Here is a 16,697-nt window from a genome sequence, read left to right on the forward strand (position 1 = left end):
ATTGTAGAAGGAGTTTTTGGCCGACGTGTCGTTATCGGGTGTGGGCCGAAGGTTGGCAACACCAGCATTATTTGTGCTGCTCATTGCAATTATAGCTGTGAGTTTTGTGATCTCATTAACCTTCGGTTCGGTTGATTATTCTCGCGCTCAGGTGTGGGAGGTAGTGCAGGCTCATCTTCAGGGAGGCAATGGGCCAGATCAAGCAATTGACTCAATTGTTTGGGAATTACGTGCCCCCAGAGGGCTGCTGGCACTTATCGTAGGAGCAGGGCTGGCACTCGCCGGCGTAGCAATGCAAACGCTTGTGCGAAATCCTCTTGCTGATCCATATCTGCTCGGCGTATCTGCAGGTGCCAGCGTTGGTGCTACCGCAGTTCTGACATTCGGCGTGCTTTCCAGTTTTGGTTTGTACGCGCTTTCGGGAGGCGCATTAATTGGTGCGCTGGTGGCAACCGCGACGGTATACGGGATCACTATGGCTCAGGGTGGACTTACGCCATTACGGTTGATTCTTTCTGGTGTCGTACTTTCATCAGCGTTTTCTGCGCTTGCGAGCTTCTTGGTTTTTAAAGGTCCGGATGCTCGGGCTGCGCAAGGCGTAATGTTTTGGATGCTCGGTTCAGTGGCGGGTGCGCAATGGAACAAACTTTTGCTCCCGCTTATTATTGTGGTCATTGCTGCTGTTGGTTTGATGCTTATTTCAAATCAACTTGACGCCCTTGCGGCTGGACCTGATACTGCGGCTGCGCTTGGCGTTCGAGTAGGCGTTCTGCGTCAAGTGCTGTTTTTTATCCAAGCGTTACTTGTGGGCGCAATGGTTGCCGTTGCCGGAGGCATTGGGTTTGTTGGTTTGGTTATCCCGCATCTTGCTCGCATGATGGTGGGTTCGCTGCATCGCCGACTTTTGCCTATCGCTATGGCAACGGGTGCATTGTTTTTGCTGTGGGTTGATGTAATCGCACGTATTTCCGCTCCACCGCAAGAAATTCCGCTTGGTGTTGTGACCGGTGTATTAGGAGCGCCACTATTCCTGATACTTATGGGCCGCGGCCGCTATCATTTTGGAGGGCAAAACTAATGTTCTCCATAGAAAAAGTAGCTTGCGGCATCGGTCGAACCACCATTGTTCAAAACATCAATTTCCGTGTTGAACAGGGGACAATGACAGCACTTGTTGGAATTAATGGTGCCGGAAAATCAACACTGCTCCGCGGTATTGCAGGTATTGCTAAGCTCCATGCAGGAAAAGTACTTCTCGACGGCGTGGACGTCCATGCAATGCGCCCACGTCAACGTGCCCAGAACATGACGCTTGTTGGGCAAGAAGAATCCCCGCCAGGGGACCTCACTATTGCCGAAATGGTTGCTTTAGGTCGCCTTCCACACCTGAAATCCTGGCAGCTTGGTGGAAAAGCCGAACAGAAAATCATCCACAATGCACTACAACTCGTCGGCCTTGATGAATTAGCCGATCGTTCCTGTGATCAGCTTTCTGGTGGGCAGCGCCGCCGTGCGCTCCTTGCGCGAGGCTTTGCCCAAGGTACCGATTTGATTCTTCTCGATGAACCAACCAATCACCTTGATGTTCACCATCAACTCCACCTATTGAAAGTGTTACGGGAATCAGGGCGAACTATCCTCGCAACGATTCACGACCTCGACCTTGCTGTAGCGCATTTTGACCAAGTTGTTGTGCTACATGAAGGAACGATGCTTGCGGTCGGAACACCAGAGGAGGTTCTCAATACCGAAAACCTCCGCAAAGTATTCGACGTTCGTGCACTTTTAGCGAACCTCCCGGAAGCTACCCGCACCCACCTCATTATTGATTCACTCTAGTCAGGAAGAAACCATGAAAAAATACACCTTGGCGCTTCTTGCAGGCACTGCGCTTGTTCTAGCAAGCTGCGGTGATGCATCAACCACAAATACCAGTGCATCAGCAAGTAGCACAGTGAGCGCAACGCAAACAGGCGATGGAGTCACCGTTGAAAACTGCGGAGAGCAGGTCACCTTTGCCAAAGCCGATAATCTATTCGTCAATGACGGAAACATTATTTCGATTGTTCTTTCAGCAGGTGCGAAAGACAAGATCAAACATGTGAGCTCTGTCCAGCGCGATGCAGATATTCTGAGTGCTAAATACGGCAAAGATGTTATAGACGGCCTCGACGATGTGGCCAAAGAATATCCATCCATTGAAGAGGTAGTAAGTAAACAGCCAGACATCTTTGTAGCTGGTTGGAACTACGGCTTCGATGAGGGTAAAAACCTCACACCAGATGCGCTCAAAGACCAAGGCATTGATTCGTATATTCTTACCGAGTCCTGCCGCCAAGCTGGATCGACCAAACGTGGCATTGTTGACCCTTGGACAGCGGTCTCCACAGATATTGCAAATATCGGGGCAATCACCGGCAATACAGAGACAGCAGAAAAGGTCAATAAAGACCAAGAGACTCGCCTTGACGCTCTCAAGTCTGCACCGCAACCCGATAAAAAGCCTGTAGCTTTTGTGTTTGACTCTGCATCTGACACCATCTTTACATCCGGAAAATTCGGGGCTCCACAAGCCATCATTGAGGCTGCCGGTGGTAAAAACGGTGCCGAAGATGTCGAGGATACCTGGACAAAGGTGGGATGGGAACACCTCACCTCTACAACACCTGATGTATTCGTCTTTGTCGAATATCCAAGTCAAGAGTTTGAAGAAAAGGTAAAAATCCTTAAGGAAAACCCTGTCACAAAAGATCTTCCTGCAGTAAAGGAAAATCGCTTTATTAACCTGCCATACGCCATGTGGACTTCCGGCCCGCTGAATATTGATGCAGCCGAACACGTGCGAAAAGGTATGGAAAAATTCGAGCTGGTACCAAAGTCCGATATTCAACCAGCACTCGAACTACCAGAAACCACCCCTGGATTGGAATACTTCCAATAATTTGGAGCTCACCTAGCGTCAGCCTTTAACGTTGGGAATATGACGTTATCAATCAGTGAAGTGGCGGCGTTTGCGCAGGTAACTGTGCGAACGGTCCGCCACTATCATCATATTGGGCTTATGCCAGAGCCAAAGCGCGATAGTCTTGACCGGCGCGTATACGAACCTGAAGATGCTTTACGTCTCGCAAGAATCCGAACACTTGTTGACAGCGGATTTACACTCCCGGACATTTTGGAAGTTATGCATGAGCACACCATTGATGGTGAGGCTTTTGAGCAAGTCAGGCATCGAGTAGCTCAACGCCTCGATGCAGAACTCGAAGCGATTATAGAGCAGCAACACAACCTTCACGCGATTGAAAATGCAGCCAACATTGGAATATCTCAAAATGTGCAGAAAATAGTCGCGGAAATGGAAAAAATAGTCGACAATCCGCAGGCCGTTGAAATTATTCGCGATATTTGGCATGCAACCAGCGTGTTATTTCCAGAAGAGCTTATGGGTGAGGTCACGGCACAAGAATTAAAATTTCTAAAAAACCAAGAATACCGCTATTGGTATAAGCAGTATATGGATTTATGGGATGCTGAAATCGACGACCCTCGGGTCGAAGAGGTCGTGCAAGGCACAATAGAGTTCACCAAGATGAATCTTGACGAATTTAATCCGGATGATTCACTCTATACGGAAGCACCGCGGATTCTGGAGTTTATGCTTGATCGTCTACCGCCAGTGTTGGTGCATATCAATAACCGAGTAAAAGAAGCGCTTGAACTATGAAAACAGTATGGATTTATTTAGCCTCTAATGGAATATCTGTTCTAGGCAATAGCGTAGCGTTGGTTGTTTGGCCGTGGCTTGTCCTACAGCGAACTGGTGATCCGGCTGCGGCTGGTTTAGTTGCTACGTGTATTGCGGTTCCATCGGTTATTTTCGCGCTTATTGGGGGCCAAATTATTGATACTTTTGGCAGGAAACCACTCAGTATAATTTCCGATATTATTAGCGGACTATCCGTACTGGCGCTTATTGCGGTCGATAACTGGTTAGGATTAAGCCTGGGCTGGTTTATTGCCATTGGGATTTTTGGGGCTGTTGGAGATGTTCCAGGAATGGCCGCCCGTGAGGCCTTAGCTGGCGATGTTTCCTTTACTTCAGGCAAGTCGCTGGATTTTCTGTATGGTCTAAATCAAACACTTATGGGGCTCGCGATATTCGTGGGACCAGCATTATCCGGTGTATTACTTGCCAGTCTTCCAATCAATCAAGTGCTTTGGATTACCGCTGGTTGTTCTCTTATTGCGGCGATGTTTACGTCAATGCTTCGCTTGCGAACCGATCCAACAGCAGCTGCGGAGGATGTTTCAGGAATGAAGGGTTGGCTGGTGTTAGTAAAAATCCCTGTAATTCGGCTGCTGGTGGTATTGGTGTTCGTTTCAACTATTTTGGTTACTCCTTACCTTATGTTGCTGATACCGGCGCATTTTGAAAGTGTTAATAATCCAACGATGCTGGGAATAGTGCATTCGTCGTATGCAGTCGGCATGATGCTTGGCGGTGGGCTCGTTGCTGCTATTGGCTCTACAAATCGCAAACTTATCTGGACCGCAAGTATGGTTGGATTTACGGTTGGTTTTGGTTGTCTAGCAATGCTGCAAAATCAGTGGTTATTACTGTTTGGTATGGCAATAGCTGGTGTTGCTGGTGGTATTTTAGGTCCGCTACAAATGACCTTGATTACAGAAGCAGTTGCAGAAAATCTTCGAGGCCGCGCCTTTTCGCTATTTTCAGCTATTGGTAGTTTGGTTAGTCCGTTCGGATTGGCAATTGTTACCGCGGCACTCACTCAGACGACTATTTATACGGTGGCCATTGCGCTTGCTGGCGTATGGATGGTCTTGGCGGTGTTTTTAACCGGTAGGGGATTGCGTCTGATAAAAACCCCTTGACCACTGGTTTGTCACAATTCCTTCCGATGAAACGTCTAGAGAGTGTTCCCTGAAAACTCGACTGTGTTCCAATGGAAGGAACTTGCCTTATGATTAAAGCATCAAAACGCCTTTATGCGGCGATGAGCGCACTAGAACTTGCTTCAAGGGCATTGGACCAAAAGCTTAGGTTGCTTATTCAATTGCGTGCTTCAGCCTTAAATCACTGCAATTTTTGTTTTACAATGCACGCCAAAGAAGCACAAAAGTTAGGATTTTCGCAATCGTGGATCGATTCGATTCAAATGTACCCAAAGAAGGGCGGTTTCTCGCATAAAGAGCAATTGTTGCTGGATTTTACTACCGCAGCTACAGATCTCACGCTAGGTCCTGTTTCGCCAGAATTGATTCAAGAAGTTGTAGAAGTATTTGGCGCTAAAACTGCAGGCGATATTTTAACCATGGTCACTACAATTAATGCCTGGAATCGTATTGGGGTTATCGCCAAATATGATAGATAATTGGGAAAACGAACGTCCTCGGCTTTTGGTAATTGCCCATGCAATAAGTGGTAATTGGCAAGATGCAGAAGATATTGTTCAAGAAGCCGCACTGCGCTGGGATGAACACGCGGAGATTATAAACCAGAGTGCTTGGTTTACAACCGTTGTTTCCAGAATTGCGATTGATTATTGTCGACGCCGCGCAACTGAACGTCAGAGCTATATTGGTCCATGGTTGCCGGAAGTTATTGTTGCTCCAAGCGCGGAGGATGAGGCGCTGACACATCTGGATATTAATCTTGCACTTCTCCGCCTGATCCAACTTTTATCCCCAATAAACCGAGCCGTTTTTGTACTGGCTGAAATCGTGGGGATGCCGGCTTTAGAGATTGCCAAAATAACCGGGATCACTCCTGCGGGTGTCCGTCAACGTATTCGAAGAAGCAAACAGCATCTTGAATCAGTAGTTCGAGAGGAGCCGGTCACTACTGCTTCCGAGAATAAATTAGCCGAACTAGCAAGTATGCTACAGTCCGGTGATTTAAATTTATTTATTAGCGAACTTTCAGAAGGCGCTGTGCTTTGGACTGATAGTGGTGGTTTTAGCACGGCTGCCCGGCGCCCGATTGTTGGCAAAGCCAAGGTAGCACGCTTTATAGCAGGCATTATCAGTAAGTTTGGCATGCCTGAATTACGTGTGATGCCGGTGGTTGGTGGGTTCGTACTGTGCGCGGCGTCGATAGATATGAGTCGGTACATTACATTGGAGACGAAAAAGGATCTCATTACAGGTATTCAAATTCAGCAAAATCCAAACAAGATACACTTCCTGCCTGCCACAAAACGCGGTAAGCAATCCTGGGAAATGTAGTTGTGTACGGGGTAAGTAGGTAATATCGCCCGCGTGAACACTTCAGTCTTGCCCGAACAATCGGCTTGGCGGGCACTCGCCGCATTATGCATCGGATTCTTTATGATCCTTTTGGATCAAACTGTTGTTGCAGTGGCTACGCCGCAATTTCAGGCGGATCTTAGCGCCAGTTTGAACCAAGTTGTTTGGGTTACGTCAATTTACCTATTGACCTTTGCTGTCCCACTTTTGGTTACCGGTCGTTTGGGAGATCGATTTGGGCAACGAAATGTGTATTTGGTGGGAATGACGGTATTTACATTGAGCTCCCTGGCCTGTGGACTAGCACCGGATATTTACACATTAATTGTCGCACGAGCATTCCAAGGGTTGGGGGCGTCGATTATGGCACCGCAAACCATGAGTGTGATTAATCGAATTTTTGCTCGTGATCGTCGTGGTGCCGCGATGGGGGTGTGGGGTGCGGTTGCTGGGTTGGCGTCGTTAGCCGGCCCGATTCTTGGTGGAGTGATTGTCAATAGTGTTGGTTGGCAGTGGATCTTTTTTATTAATGTGCCACTAGGAGTGCTTTCATTTATTATGGTTTCCCTTTGGGTTCCCACAATGGCGCGCACCGCACGAAATATTGATGGTGCGAGTGTAGTGGTTTCCATATTGGCAATGTTCGGAATTGTATTCGCAGTGCAGGAAGGCCCGGAGCGTGGTTGGCCCCTATGGATTTGGGGCGTACTTATTACTGGACTTTTACTTATTGCTCTATTTATTCGAATGCAAGCTACCGCTAATACACGTGGCAATGAGGCGCTTATTCCATTGGAAATTTTCCATATTAGAAACTTTTCAATTGGTGCGTTCTCCATTGCGACCATGGGTTTTGCAATCTCTGGAATTATGCTGCCGATTATGATTTTCTTGCAACAAGGTCATGGTTTAAGCGCGGAAAAAGCTGGATTTGTATTAGTGCCAATGGCAGTGATCTCTGGTGTACTTGCGCCATATGTTGGCAGGCTTTCAGATAAGCTAAATCCGCGCATTCTTTCGGTGACTGGTTTTGTATGTATGACTGCCGCAGTAGTCTCATTAGCCTTGGTTATGCGCGATGGTGTGGGTTTGTGGTGGATTATATTGCCGATAGTATTGCTTGGTTTTGGCAATGGTTTTGTGTGGTCGCCGAATTCCGCCACAGCTATGCGGGACTTGCCAATCACCCAAGTGGGGGCAGCATCTGGTGTTTACAATACAACGCGGCAGGTAGGGGCCGTAGTCGGCGCAGCGGTGATCGGTGCGGCAATGCAAATTGGCGTTGCCTCTACGAGTGTTTCTAATGCAATGGGAAATTCGGTGATTCCAGCAGCTGTAATCCTATTTTTGGGGCTCATTGCGGTATCGCGATTTCATAAGACACCACCAGGGCAAAGGGAAAAATCAACTGTAACATCTTCTGATGATTAGAGATTGTATATAGTTCATCAAGGTTAATGCTGGGTTGGTAGCATGTTTGTTACGATTTTTTTAAGGGAGCCACGTAATCTTTGTGAAAACCTATTCATCTGAAGCGGTTTTCTGCTAAGAATTTTATGTAACTTCGAATTTCTCAAGCTGCTGTCTTGCTGGCCGTCTGCCATATAAGGCTAGAGCGTTGTTGTATATAAAGGAGATTAAATCAGTGCTTAATCAAACAGCTGTCCCTGTTGCTGGTGGTATTTCCAGCACCGATATTTTCGGTGAATTTAGGCGGGGCATGGGAATGCTCTTGAATCCTTCAACATTTATTGATGGCATCGTTGTAATGTCTTGGGATACCCCAGTACTGTTAAGCTACAGCGTTATGGATAAAGTCTTTTTTAGTATCTAGACCGCACTTAGTTACATTTACAAATATAGTCCAAGGCGAGTAATTTGCCTTGGACTTTGTATTTTGCACGGTGCTAGTGATCTTGACCGCACGTAATTAGGCAAAGTAAGGGAATAATACGTGCTGCTGGGATTGCGAATGTTCCGTGACGTTTTTCCACCCAACCTGCTGCTTGTAATGCGGAAAGGTGGTGGTACGCGGTGCCAGCCGATGTGGCGATTTTAGCTGAGACAAGGTCGGCAGCTGTTGCTTTTCGACGCAGCAGGTGCTGCAGAATCTGCGCACGTACAGGGTGTGCTATCGCCCCGATTCTTTCAATTGATTGCTCCCAAATAGTTTCAGAAAGAGAATCAGCAGATTGCATCCATGTGTATGTTGCGTCGCCAATAGGTAATGAGATATTCCCGGAAAATTGCAGATTACCTTGCACATCACTAGTAGAATCACCGCTATTGATGGCAGCATTAAATATTTTTGGATCTGTAGCTGCCTCGAGCGCATCGAGTCGTTTCTCAATGGCGGCTAACCGCTGAGCTAATGCTGGTTCAATTGCGTATTGTTCGGGCACGAGCGCTACGCTAACAGAATTTGCAAGCTAATGAGGTGCTACCACACTATTTAGCGCACTCTTGCAGCAATTCTATGCCGGTAATATCTACAGAAGCTGTGGTATTTCCCGCGACGAAGACACCGTATTGGCGGGTGGCGTCGATAAGCAATATTGACGTAAAACCGCCGGTAGCGCCATTATGCCATGTGGTGCCGTCGGGTTCAGTTATCCATGTGTAATCGGGGGTGCCATGCTCATTGAGGTACCGAATCCAACGTTCCATATCCGTTGCAGTAGACCGCAATGCGCCGGCGGGTTGATAGCCATCCATTTCCCAAGTCGCTGAAATTCGCCCGATCGCATCATATCCGTCTGCCGGAGCATAGGAACTATTTAATGAAACTAATGAAGTTTTCTTCATGCCTAGTGGGTCTAAGATCTTTGTTTGCAATAAATCCGCGTAGGTAGTGTGTTCATCAAGTGCAAGAATCTGGCCTAAAAGAGCAATTCCAAGATTGGAATACTGCTCACTACCTGCGCCTTTCAATGAGACATGGAGTGAAGCGAAAATAACATCCTCCCGTGAAATACCGCTATATGGGTTGGTATTAAACACTGAAGAAGCAATAATCCTATAGGTAGGTATTCCGCCAATTCTGGGTAGTCCGGAAGTATGTCGAGCCAAATCGCCAAGGGTTGTATTGGCAAGAGCACTGGAAGTGATTGCTGTTTGTGTTTCTTCAAGAGTTTTGCCAGAAGCCGCCGCAATTGTATTTGCATGTGGAAGTAATGCATCACCTATCTTGGAATCTTCGTTTAGGCGATCGGATTTTCGTAATAGCTCGGCTGTAAAAGTCTTGGTAATGGAACCAATGTCTACTGCTGAGTGGGCTGAAAAACCTAAACCGCCGGTGCGTGCTTCAGTTGGCGTGACGCAAACTGCGCTGAGCTGTCGGGCGCCTTGTGGGGCAGTGGTAGCTAACATATTCGCAATTTGTGCATCGCCAATATGTTCAGTACTAAGCCGGAGATTGAGTTGGCCGCGCACGATGCTAACAACGCTAAAAAGCCCTAAGGAGATAGCAATAAGGAGCGAAAACAGTATTGCAAGGTATCGCTTTTTCATAGACCTGCCGCCTATTCGTTCATGCGTATAGGAAGTAACTGTGCGCTCTATATTACAAAAATTCTGAAATTTTGGAATTTTGGTAGATGGTGAATCTGTGAGGGGTTCGCCACAGGGTGTATACCGTATTCACTTCCGATCGGGCAGAATCAAAGCGTTACGGCTAGTATCGGAATCATGCGTATTGCCACACTAACCTCCGGCGGCGACTGCCCGGGACTTAATGCTGTTATCCGAGGTATTGTCCGTACTGCCTCTTCGTATGGTTCGACGGTTGTAGGTTATGAAGACGGCTGGGTGGGGCTTATGGAGGATCGCCGAATCCAGCTCTACGATGATGAGGGAATTGATAAAATTCTTCTTCGCGGCGGCACTATCCTTGGTACTGGCCGACTGCACCCCGACCGCTTTAAGGCGGGGTTAGATCAGATCAAAGAGAATCTTGAAGATGCCGGAATTGATGCACTAATCCCAATTGGTGGTGAAGGCACACTCAAAGGTGCTAAATGGCTTTCCGATAATGGAATCCCAGTTGTGGGCGTTCCAAAGACGATCGATAATGACGTCAATGGAACCGATTACACGTTCGGTTTTGATACTGCCGTTTCAGTAGCAACAGACGCCATTGACCGGCTCCACACCACGGCAGAATCACATAACCGAGTAATGATCGTGGAAGTAATGGGTCGTCATGTAGGTTGGATTGCTTTGCATGCAGGAATGGCAGGCGGTGCCCACTATATTGTGATTCCAGAAGTGCCTTTCGATATTTCGGAAATCAGTAAAGCCATGGAACGTAGGTTCCAAATGGGGGAGAAGTACGGAATTATCGTGGTTGCCGAAGGGGCGCTGCCAAAAGAAGGCACAATGCAATTCGATGAAGGTGGCGTAGATCAATTTGGCCATCAAACATTCAATGGGATCGGCCAAGTTATCGGAGATGAAATCAAACAACGACTAGGCCATGATGTTCGAACTACTACACTCGGACATATTCAACGTGGCGGTACACCAACTGCATATGACCGCGTGCTCGCCACGCGTTACGGCGTACACGCTGCTCGCGCGTGCCACAATGGCGAATTTGGTAAGTGCGTAGCACTCCGTGGTGAACACATTAGGTTGATTGATCTTGAGGAAGCCGTAGGAACGTTAAAGACCGTTCCGGAAGGCCGCTACCGCACAGCTCAGGCGCTTTTTGGATAGGCATATCTATCACAAACTACTGGTAACGCCGTTTCTGCTTTTGAACCCCTGGGCAGAAGCGGCGTTTTGCTGTACGGGTGTACGAATATTACCCCTTTGACAACCCGGTTGTTTGGCACTGTTGCTATCTTTGCTGTTGGAGATTATTTCCAACTTGAGAGGTTTATATTGTGGTAACTGACCAAAAAACAACAGAGGTTGAGGATAATAAAGAATGGATTGATGCTGGAGACTACAGCTTTAAATTACATAATGGTGTAATTGTTGCCCGAAATGCTAAAGGTAGAGTTTTAAAAACGGTTCCAGCAAAAGCAAAAAAGCTTCAGCAGTATGAACAGCTTGAGGGGTTAAGAATTTTCCTTGCTCAGCACGAGGAACAATGCCTCGAATATGTGCGTAAGTGGTTTCTGCATGGCTTGCCGGTGCCACTGAGCGTAATTATTGCTGTATGGCCGGATCCTTCATGGCGAAAGTACCTTAATGATGTGATTGTAAGCGATGGACAAATTACGGGATTTCTACGATCAACAAATGAGCAGGGAATTCAAGTAATTGACCTTGATGGTGAATCCACATTAATACCATTTACAGATGAGGCGACTGTCCTTTTGCAACACCCAGCAATTCTGGAAGAACTTGAAGAGTGGCGGGAATTTGCAGTTGAATTAGGTGTACACCAAGGACTCGACCAATTATTCAGGGATGTGTATCAAAAGCCCTCTGATTCAGATGGTCAGAAAGCTGCAGTAAACGCTTACCAAGATGGAAAATACGATCGTTACGCGCATCTTCTTGGAAGAGCTAGAGGTGGAGGCTTTGTTGCCACAATGGCAATGGTAACGGTCGATGTTTTTGAACATGGCGAGACAATTACCGCAGCACTCGATATTGACGCTTGGGATCCCAGTGAAGGTGCAACACTTGGGACATTAACATTCACAAAACAACAAAAGACGATGAAATTGGAAGAAGTGGGGCCAATTGCATGGTCAGAAGGTATACGAATGAGCGAATTTATATATGCTGGCCGCACAATTGAAACTAAAGGGGAAGGAAACTAATGGAAAACGGAATTCTTAGTCAGGGTGGGATCCTCCCTAGTTCTCAACAATGCCCCGAAAAAGCATCTAAGCTCCTTGCAATGCAATTCCAAGGAGCTCAACGGACAATAGTTCGCCTTGTGCCCGAAAAACTCAAGCAAGCGGAAACGATTGCTCTAAAAACTTTCGATATTGAACTTGAAACCGAACAAACAGTAGGTTCAATCTACCAGCGTGCAATTGGCTTCCCCGCTTGGCCAATCATTCAAGATCCAGCGAATGCTCAACATGCCTTAAACTTAGTAGGAGATTTGGAATGGGCAAGGCGCAATGCCCGAAACCAAGCCAAAAAAGTAAAAGATCGTTTCGACGCCCTGACCACCACACTTTCCGCGTCAGCCCCGCATTTTGTACCTACCTTTCTTGAAGAACTCGCTCGAATTTTCTACCAAGTAGAGAATTTTCAATATGCAAAGCAGTACTTTGGTAAAGCGAGAATGATTGAAAGGGCATATGACCTCCCCATTGATAATGAGCGGCACCGATCTACGCTTTTAGAATTTGCTGTATCCGGAGTCATATCAGCTCGAGAACTCACTGCAGAGGCCAATGCAGCTCCATCACGTTTTGAAACCTCTCAAGAAGCCTTTGACTTTATTTTAGAAATAAATATTGACCGAATTCGAGCGGGGGTAGCGCCCTATGCATTCTTGGTCCGTGACTTAAGGAAACTGGGAAAGCTTGCAGGCTATAAGTCTGAACAGGTAGATACAATACTTTTAGAAAAACTTTTGCCCCTTGATGGCACATTTTCAGCCCCAGGAGGATTCTGGAAAGCGCTGGATAAATCTCTGATTACATATCTCCGCGAAAACAGACATGCCCGCGAAATTCTGCGTAAAACAAAGCCGAATGAAATTGAGGCGAATAAGTATTTTGAAATACTTCATAATGCTGGAGTAATTGCGGAAATTCGGGAGATGCTGGGCGAGCATGCAGTGTGGACACTTGAAACAATAAATAGGCTTAGTCATGATCTTGCTTATATAGAAAAAGAAATTAGAGCTGAGGTTGCTTATGCAGGAGATCGAATTCGAGGTGGATATATAACCGCTCAAACGCGCTATATACCATTGAATCTTCTTGATGAACTGTTTGAATATGGTGCAGTAGTAGATGCCGCACAGGTCGATGAGTATTCCTGGGCTGCCCGACCACAATGGGGCTTGTGGACTAGAGAGCAATTTAAAGAAAATCGGCGTGGTTTGACCTTCCTTTATCAACACGAAGAATTACGGCAACAATTAATCCGCGAGCTTAGCAGCGAGGACATAGTAGCGAATTTTGATCTTCTAACAGAATTTGAGGGAACCAGGTCAATTCTTAACGATAAATTTGATGCTTTACTTGAACTTAAAAAAGATGCGTTAGGTAATCATGAAGAAATTGAAAAATATCTCAATTTAGTTAAGCCATTAGCCAAGCCAGAAATTCTAGAATTTGCACCTGAAAAAATATCTGCTATTTTTGATTTCGATGCTGTGAGTCATTTTCAAAAAATCATTCAACGCGGTAGTTTTGTAGAATATACTTGGCCTGCATTTGAGAAAGCAGTAGAGCGTTTACAAACGAAAGCTAAGACGGCTAGTTATACGATTCTTGGTTCATATCCGATGGTGATAATTGCTTGCGGAGATTATATCGAGGTCGTTGATGGCGATGATATTGTATTCCAGGGGGAATTGCCCGCAGGTTGGGAAGTTATTTCTAGGGCGATGTTTGTTGATGGTGAAGTGGTAATTGGTTTCCGGACTCGAAATGATTGGAATCAAAAGGAACACTGGATTGGTTCCTCGATTACAGATACCGTGAACTACTACTATGGAGCTGACGGAGAATACACCTTACCGCTTTCAGGAGGACGGCTCGGCGCTGGTGGGATAGTTACCACTAGTGATAAAAACGTATTTGAATCTTCAGGTTATGTATTTACTACAAAACAAGATGGCTCCAGCGCATATATTAAAGGCCGGTATTCTTATAGCAACCTCAAACATTGGGATGGGCAGTCTGTGCAGCTTTGTGAGTACACTGCCAAAAAGATACTCGAAGATTTAGATTTAGCGAATGTTATTGAGGGTTTGGATATTGACCTCACTAACGCGACTATATCTTGGCAGGACGCGACTATTATTCCGATGCAACCAACTACAGCATTAAGCCCATTTGGTTCGATAAATGGTTCGCACGTTTCAATCCCATTCCAGCTAGGGGAAAAGCGTTACCAATTGATAAGTGGTTTAGGAACTTTCGAATCCTCAATGGCGCTTGCCGTTTTGCAGCGCCCTGGTGGCGGAGTCTGGTTTGGGTCCGATGATTCGATATTTGATCCAGAATCCATGGCGGAAATTAATGCGCCTCATGACCTTAGCGGGACAAAGTTAGCTATCGCGCGACTGCCTCGAGAATGCTGGCATCAATTGGTCCCGCGAGACGTATCCGCAAGCCTAGCAATGAGGAATTACTCGGATCAGGATGCGCGTGAGGTTATCCGCATTGTGTATGCGAGCCTGCTTGAAGAGTACAGTGAAGACTTGCTGGTGGGGTCAGTGTTCCGGGAACTCAGTCTCGCTATGAAGGAACTAAGCCTCGCTTTACTGCATCTAGGTGCGTCTACACGTGTGGAAGACAGCGTAGTTAAAAGCATTAAAAAAGCTCTGCAACGCCATCTGAATACCGACAACGCAGTACTGATTGAAGCAATCACATCTTCAGTGATGAGAGTACGCTGGCAGATTTCCAAATTCGCAAGCTTTGGAGAATTGATTCGCCAGCAGCAACGTCGTGACAAACAGGTGAAAATTTCTAAGAAGAACCAGACAGTCCCTGTATTAACGCCAGGTGCTTACAAAGTTTTGGAAACCCTCGTAGGAAAGCATTATCGAAGTTCACCGGATGCAGTGGCAAACCTGATTTCTGAACTTGCACGATTTTCGGAAAACCAGGATACGAATGTAATAGTAGACAATCTTGAAAATCTACTGTGCCTTAATATTGCTTCAAATGAGCGCTATATTTTGGGACGAATGGGGGCTCCTTATATTGCCCGTCTATTAGGTAAAGAGGCGGTACTGGAGTTTATTCAATGGCTCCGGGCAGGAGTTGCTGCCGGTGTATTCGCTTCTGGATGGCGAATTGGAAAGGTGGATATTCCTAAAAATAGTGAAAATAAAAATGTCCTACCCGTGGGGTCCGTGGTTGAGGGTTGTTTAGTCATTGATACAAGCTATAACTGGATTGCTTCACAGCGAGTCGAGCAGCGCATTCTCTGGATTCCTGATGCCCGTGAATCAGTTGATGGCATGCAAATAAAAGAAAATCAATGTGATGCATTGAAGGCAACACCATTATTGGAAGCTCTTCAGGCAATTGAAGACAACCTCGATTCTCGTGAGCTTAGCGAGGATGCAGTTGAAGCATTAGCTCTATCAACTCCACTTACACGAAGCGCTGTAAAATATATTTACGGTGGAAAGCTGAACCCAAATGATTGGGATGCAAATTTCCTGTCTAAAGAGCAAAGGGCCGTTCTTGGTTTCTCGATTTTGCAAACAAAATCGGTGCATACGCAAAGCCGAGCGTTCCAAGAAATCATAGAAAAATCTTTAGTCTGTGCTGTTCCGAAAGATGATCCTGTCTCATATATAACGAATGGTTTGGATATTAGTGCGGTTTTAAAGGTCTGGGAATCTGAGTATGGTGAAGCGGATATTCCGCTCACCGATGAGGAGATTGTATATCTGCATACGAAAATTGGGGAAGCACAAAATCGTGTACTCAATGTAAGTATGCCGGCATCCTCTTTGTCCTATAAAAAGATCGGCGATTTCAACGGTGATCATACGTTTTTGGCGGCTCTGCTTTGGCTCGCTTCCCATCGACCGTTAAATGATCCGCACCGCCCAAAGATCGCCCAAAAACTTATGTGGTTAAAAGAAACTGCGCAGCATGAATACGCTAAAAACTCTAAACTGCAAAAAGCTTTTGCAAAAGTACAATTGGGCGTTGAATATGAAACAGCGCTTCAGCCATATATTGAGCAACAGGGCGTGCGTTTACTCCTAGAAGGTCATCTTGATGCTCTAATAGAAGATCTTCAAACGGTTTATAGTACTGATAAGCATGCTTGGGATCCTTTAGTAAGTGCGCCAGAAGTTGTTGAAAAGGCGATGGAAAAGCTTCAAATTTCAGAGGACGCGGCTCGCTACTATCTCCAACTACTAGCTTTGGTGGATGCTGACGATAAGAACATTCGTTTGTGGAACGGTTGGCGCAAAAAGAATATTGATTCCGCAGCTGCGGAATTGTTGGAACACGGACTCATTATTGAAGCCGATCGACCAGGTACTGGGCGTAAGCGTTTCCTTCCTGGTGGGTGGTTGTCGGGAATTGCCGGTAGTAGGCCCATGGAATCCTGGAAGATTCATCATTATTACGTCTGGGCTGATTCTGTTGTTCGGCCAATCATTCCAGGCAATCCCGTCACAGTTCCCTTAGGGAAGTTGTATGTAGATGTATGGCAGCGCTATGAATCCGGTGACACCCCCGGCTATGAAGCACTAACAACCAACCGTTATCGAACGCGACGTCGATAAGTTTAGTAGCAAGGCGTCA

General features: G+C 46.4%; 14 protein-coding genes. 12 read left to right on the forward strand and 2 right to left on the reverse strand.

Features of this window, described 5'->3' with window-relative positions; genetic code table 11:
- The first annotated feature begins 40 nt into the window (after positions 1–40).
- From CFREI_RS05405 to CFREI_RS05445, 9 genes are all read left to right on the forward strand, one after another.
- On the forward strand, positions 41–1,078 hold the full coding sequence (locus tag CFREI_RS05405) for a FecCD family ABC transporter permease (RefSeq protein ID WP_027013417.1): 1,038 nt from the start codon (positions 41–43) through the stop codon (positions 1,076–1,078).
- Entirely contained in the window at positions 1,078–1,839 is a 762-nt protein-coding gene (locus CFREI_RS05410; protein WP_027013418.1) for an ABC transporter ATP-binding protein, read from the forward strand. The genes CFREI_RS05405 and CFREI_RS05410 overlap by 1 nt, the downstream gene beginning before the upstream one ends.
- A gap of 13 nt (positions 1,840–1,852) precedes the next feature.
- Positions 1,853–2,941, forward strand: coding sequence for an ABC transporter substrate-binding protein (locus CFREI_RS05415; protein ID WP_027013419.1), 1,089 nt, complete (start codon positions 1,853–1,855; stop codon positions 2,939–2,941).
- Positions 2,942–2,980: 39 nt separating this feature from the next.
- On the forward strand, positions 2,981–3,724 hold the full coding sequence (locus tag CFREI_RS05420; protein ID WP_027013420.1) for a helix-turn-helix domain-containing protein: 744 nt from the start codon (positions 2,981–2,983) through the stop codon (positions 3,722–3,724).
- Entirely contained in the window at positions 3,721–4,893 is a 1,173-nt protein-coding gene (locus tag CFREI_RS05425) for an MFS transporter (RefSeq protein ID WP_051256097.1), read from the forward strand. Before CFREI_RS05420 ends, CFREI_RS05425 begins: the two co-directional genes overlap by 4 nt.
- Positions 4,894–4,982: 89 nt before the next feature.
- On the forward strand, positions 4,983–5,393 hold the full coding sequence (locus CFREI_RS05430) for a carboxymuconolactone decarboxylase family protein (RefSeq protein ID WP_051256098.1): 411 nt from the start codon (positions 4,983–4,985) through the stop codon (positions 5,391–5,393).
- A complete protein-coding gene (locus CFREI_RS05435; RefSeq protein ID WP_051256099.1) occupies positions 5,383–6,246 on the forward strand; it encodes a sigma-70 family RNA polymerase sigma factor in 864 nt (287 codons plus the stop codon). The genes CFREI_RS05430 and CFREI_RS05435 overlap by 11 nt, the downstream gene beginning before the upstream one ends.
- A 33-nt stretch (positions 6,247–6,279) precedes the next feature.
- Positions 6,280–7,698, forward strand: coding sequence for a DHA2 family efflux MFS transporter permease subunit (locus CFREI_RS05440; protein ID WP_240483241.1), 1,419 nt, complete (start codon positions 6,280–6,282; stop codon positions 7,696–7,698).
- Positions 7,699–7,912: 214 nt separating this feature from the next.
- Positions 7,913–8,101: a hypothetical protein gene (locus CFREI_RS05445; RefSeq protein WP_027013422.1), complete on the forward strand. Its 189-nt coding sequence runs from the start codon at positions 7,913–7,915 to the stop codon at positions 8,099–8,101.
- 73 nt (positions 8,102–8,174) lie between these two features.
- Here CFREI_RS05445 and CFREI_RS05450 read toward each other — a convergent pair whose 3' ends face one another.
- Both CFREI_RS05450 and CFREI_RS05455 read right to left on the reverse strand, forming a co-directional pair.
- Entirely contained in the window at positions 8,175–8,669 is a 495-nt protein-coding gene (locus CFREI_RS05450; protein WP_051256100.1) for an ArsR/SmtB family transcription factor, read from the reverse strand.
- Between the two features lie 46 nt (positions 8,670–8,715).
- Positions 8,716–9,777 carry a serine hydrolase domain-containing protein gene (locus CFREI_RS05455; RefSeq protein ID WP_027013424.1) on the reverse strand — a complete coding sequence of 354 codons (1,062 nt, stop codon included), beginning with the start codon at positions 9,775–9,777 and terminating at the stop codon, positions 8,716–8,718.
- A gap of 177 nt (positions 9,778–9,954) precedes the next feature.
- On the opposite strand from CFREI_RS05455, the gene CFREI_RS05460 reads away from it, so the two are divergent.
- The 3 genes from CFREI_RS05460 (at position 9,955) to CFREI_RS13420 (ending at position 16,678) form a co-directional block, all read left to right on the forward strand.
- Positions 9,955–10,983: an ATP-dependent 6-phosphofructokinase gene (locus tag CFREI_RS05460; RefSeq protein WP_027013425.1), complete on the forward strand. Its 1,029-nt coding sequence runs from the start codon at positions 9,955–9,957 to the stop codon at positions 10,981–10,983.
- Between the two features lie 170 nt (positions 10,984–11,153).
- Positions 11,154–12,044 carry a DUF4132 domain-containing protein gene (locus CFREI_RS05465; RefSeq protein WP_051256101.1) on the forward strand — a complete coding sequence of 297 codons (891 nt, stop codon included), beginning with the start codon at positions 11,154–11,156 and terminating at the stop codon, positions 12,042–12,044.
- On the forward strand, positions 12,044–16,678 hold the full coding sequence (locus CFREI_RS13420; protein WP_027013427.1) for a hypothetical protein: 4,635 nt from the start codon (positions 12,044–12,046) through the stop codon (positions 16,676–16,678). Before CFREI_RS05465 ends, CFREI_RS13420 begins: the two co-directional genes overlap by 1 nt.
- Positions 16,679–16,697 lie beyond the last annotated feature (19 nt).

The organism is Corynebacterium freiburgense, assembly GCF_030408815.1.
In the GTDB taxonomy this organism is placed as follows: domain Bacteria; phylum Actinomycetota; class Actinomycetes; order Mycobacteriales; family Mycobacteriaceae; genus Corynebacterium; species Corynebacterium freiburgense.

What these genes read in the sequence shown, in the direction of transcription:
- CFREI_RS13420 (WP_027013427.1), top strand. Translation starts at nt 12,044, where the DNA reads ATGGAAAACGGAATTCTTAGTCAGGGTGGGATCCTCCCTAGTTCTCAA.
- CFREI_RS05410 (WP_027013418.1), top strand. Translation starts at nt 1,078, where the DNA reads ATGTTCTCCATAGAAAAAGTAGCTTGCGGCATCGGTCGAACCACCATT.
- CFREI_RS05420 (WP_027013420.1), top strand. Translation starts at nt 2,981, where the DNA reads ATGACGTTATCAATCAGTGAAGTGGCGGCGTTTGCGCAGGTAACTGTG.
- CFREI_RS05430 (WP_051256098.1), top strand. Translation starts at nt 4,983, where the DNA reads ATGATTAAAGCATCAAAACGCCTTTATGCGGCGATGAGCGCACTAGAA.
- CFREI_RS05435 (WP_051256099.1), top strand. Translation starts at nt 5,383, where the DNA reads ATGATAGATAATTGGGAAAACGAACGTCCTCGGCTTTTGGTAATTGCC.
- CFREI_RS05415 (WP_027013419.1), top strand. Translation starts at nt 1,853, where the DNA reads ATGAAAAAATACACCTTGGCGCTTCTTGCAGGCACTGCGCTTGTTCTA.
- CFREI_RS05455 (WP_027013424.1), bottom strand. Translation starts at nt 9,777, where the DNA reads ATGAAAAAGCGATACCTTGCAATACTGTTTTCGCTCCTTATTGCTATC.
- CFREI_RS05460 (WP_027013425.1), top strand. Translation starts at nt 9,955, where the DNA reads ATGCGTATTGCCACACTAACCTCCGGCGGCGACTGCCCGGGACTTAAT.
- CFREI_RS05425 (WP_051256097.1), top strand. Translation starts at nt 3,721, where the DNA reads ATGAAAACAGTATGGATTTATTTAGCCTCTAATGGAATATCTGTTCTA.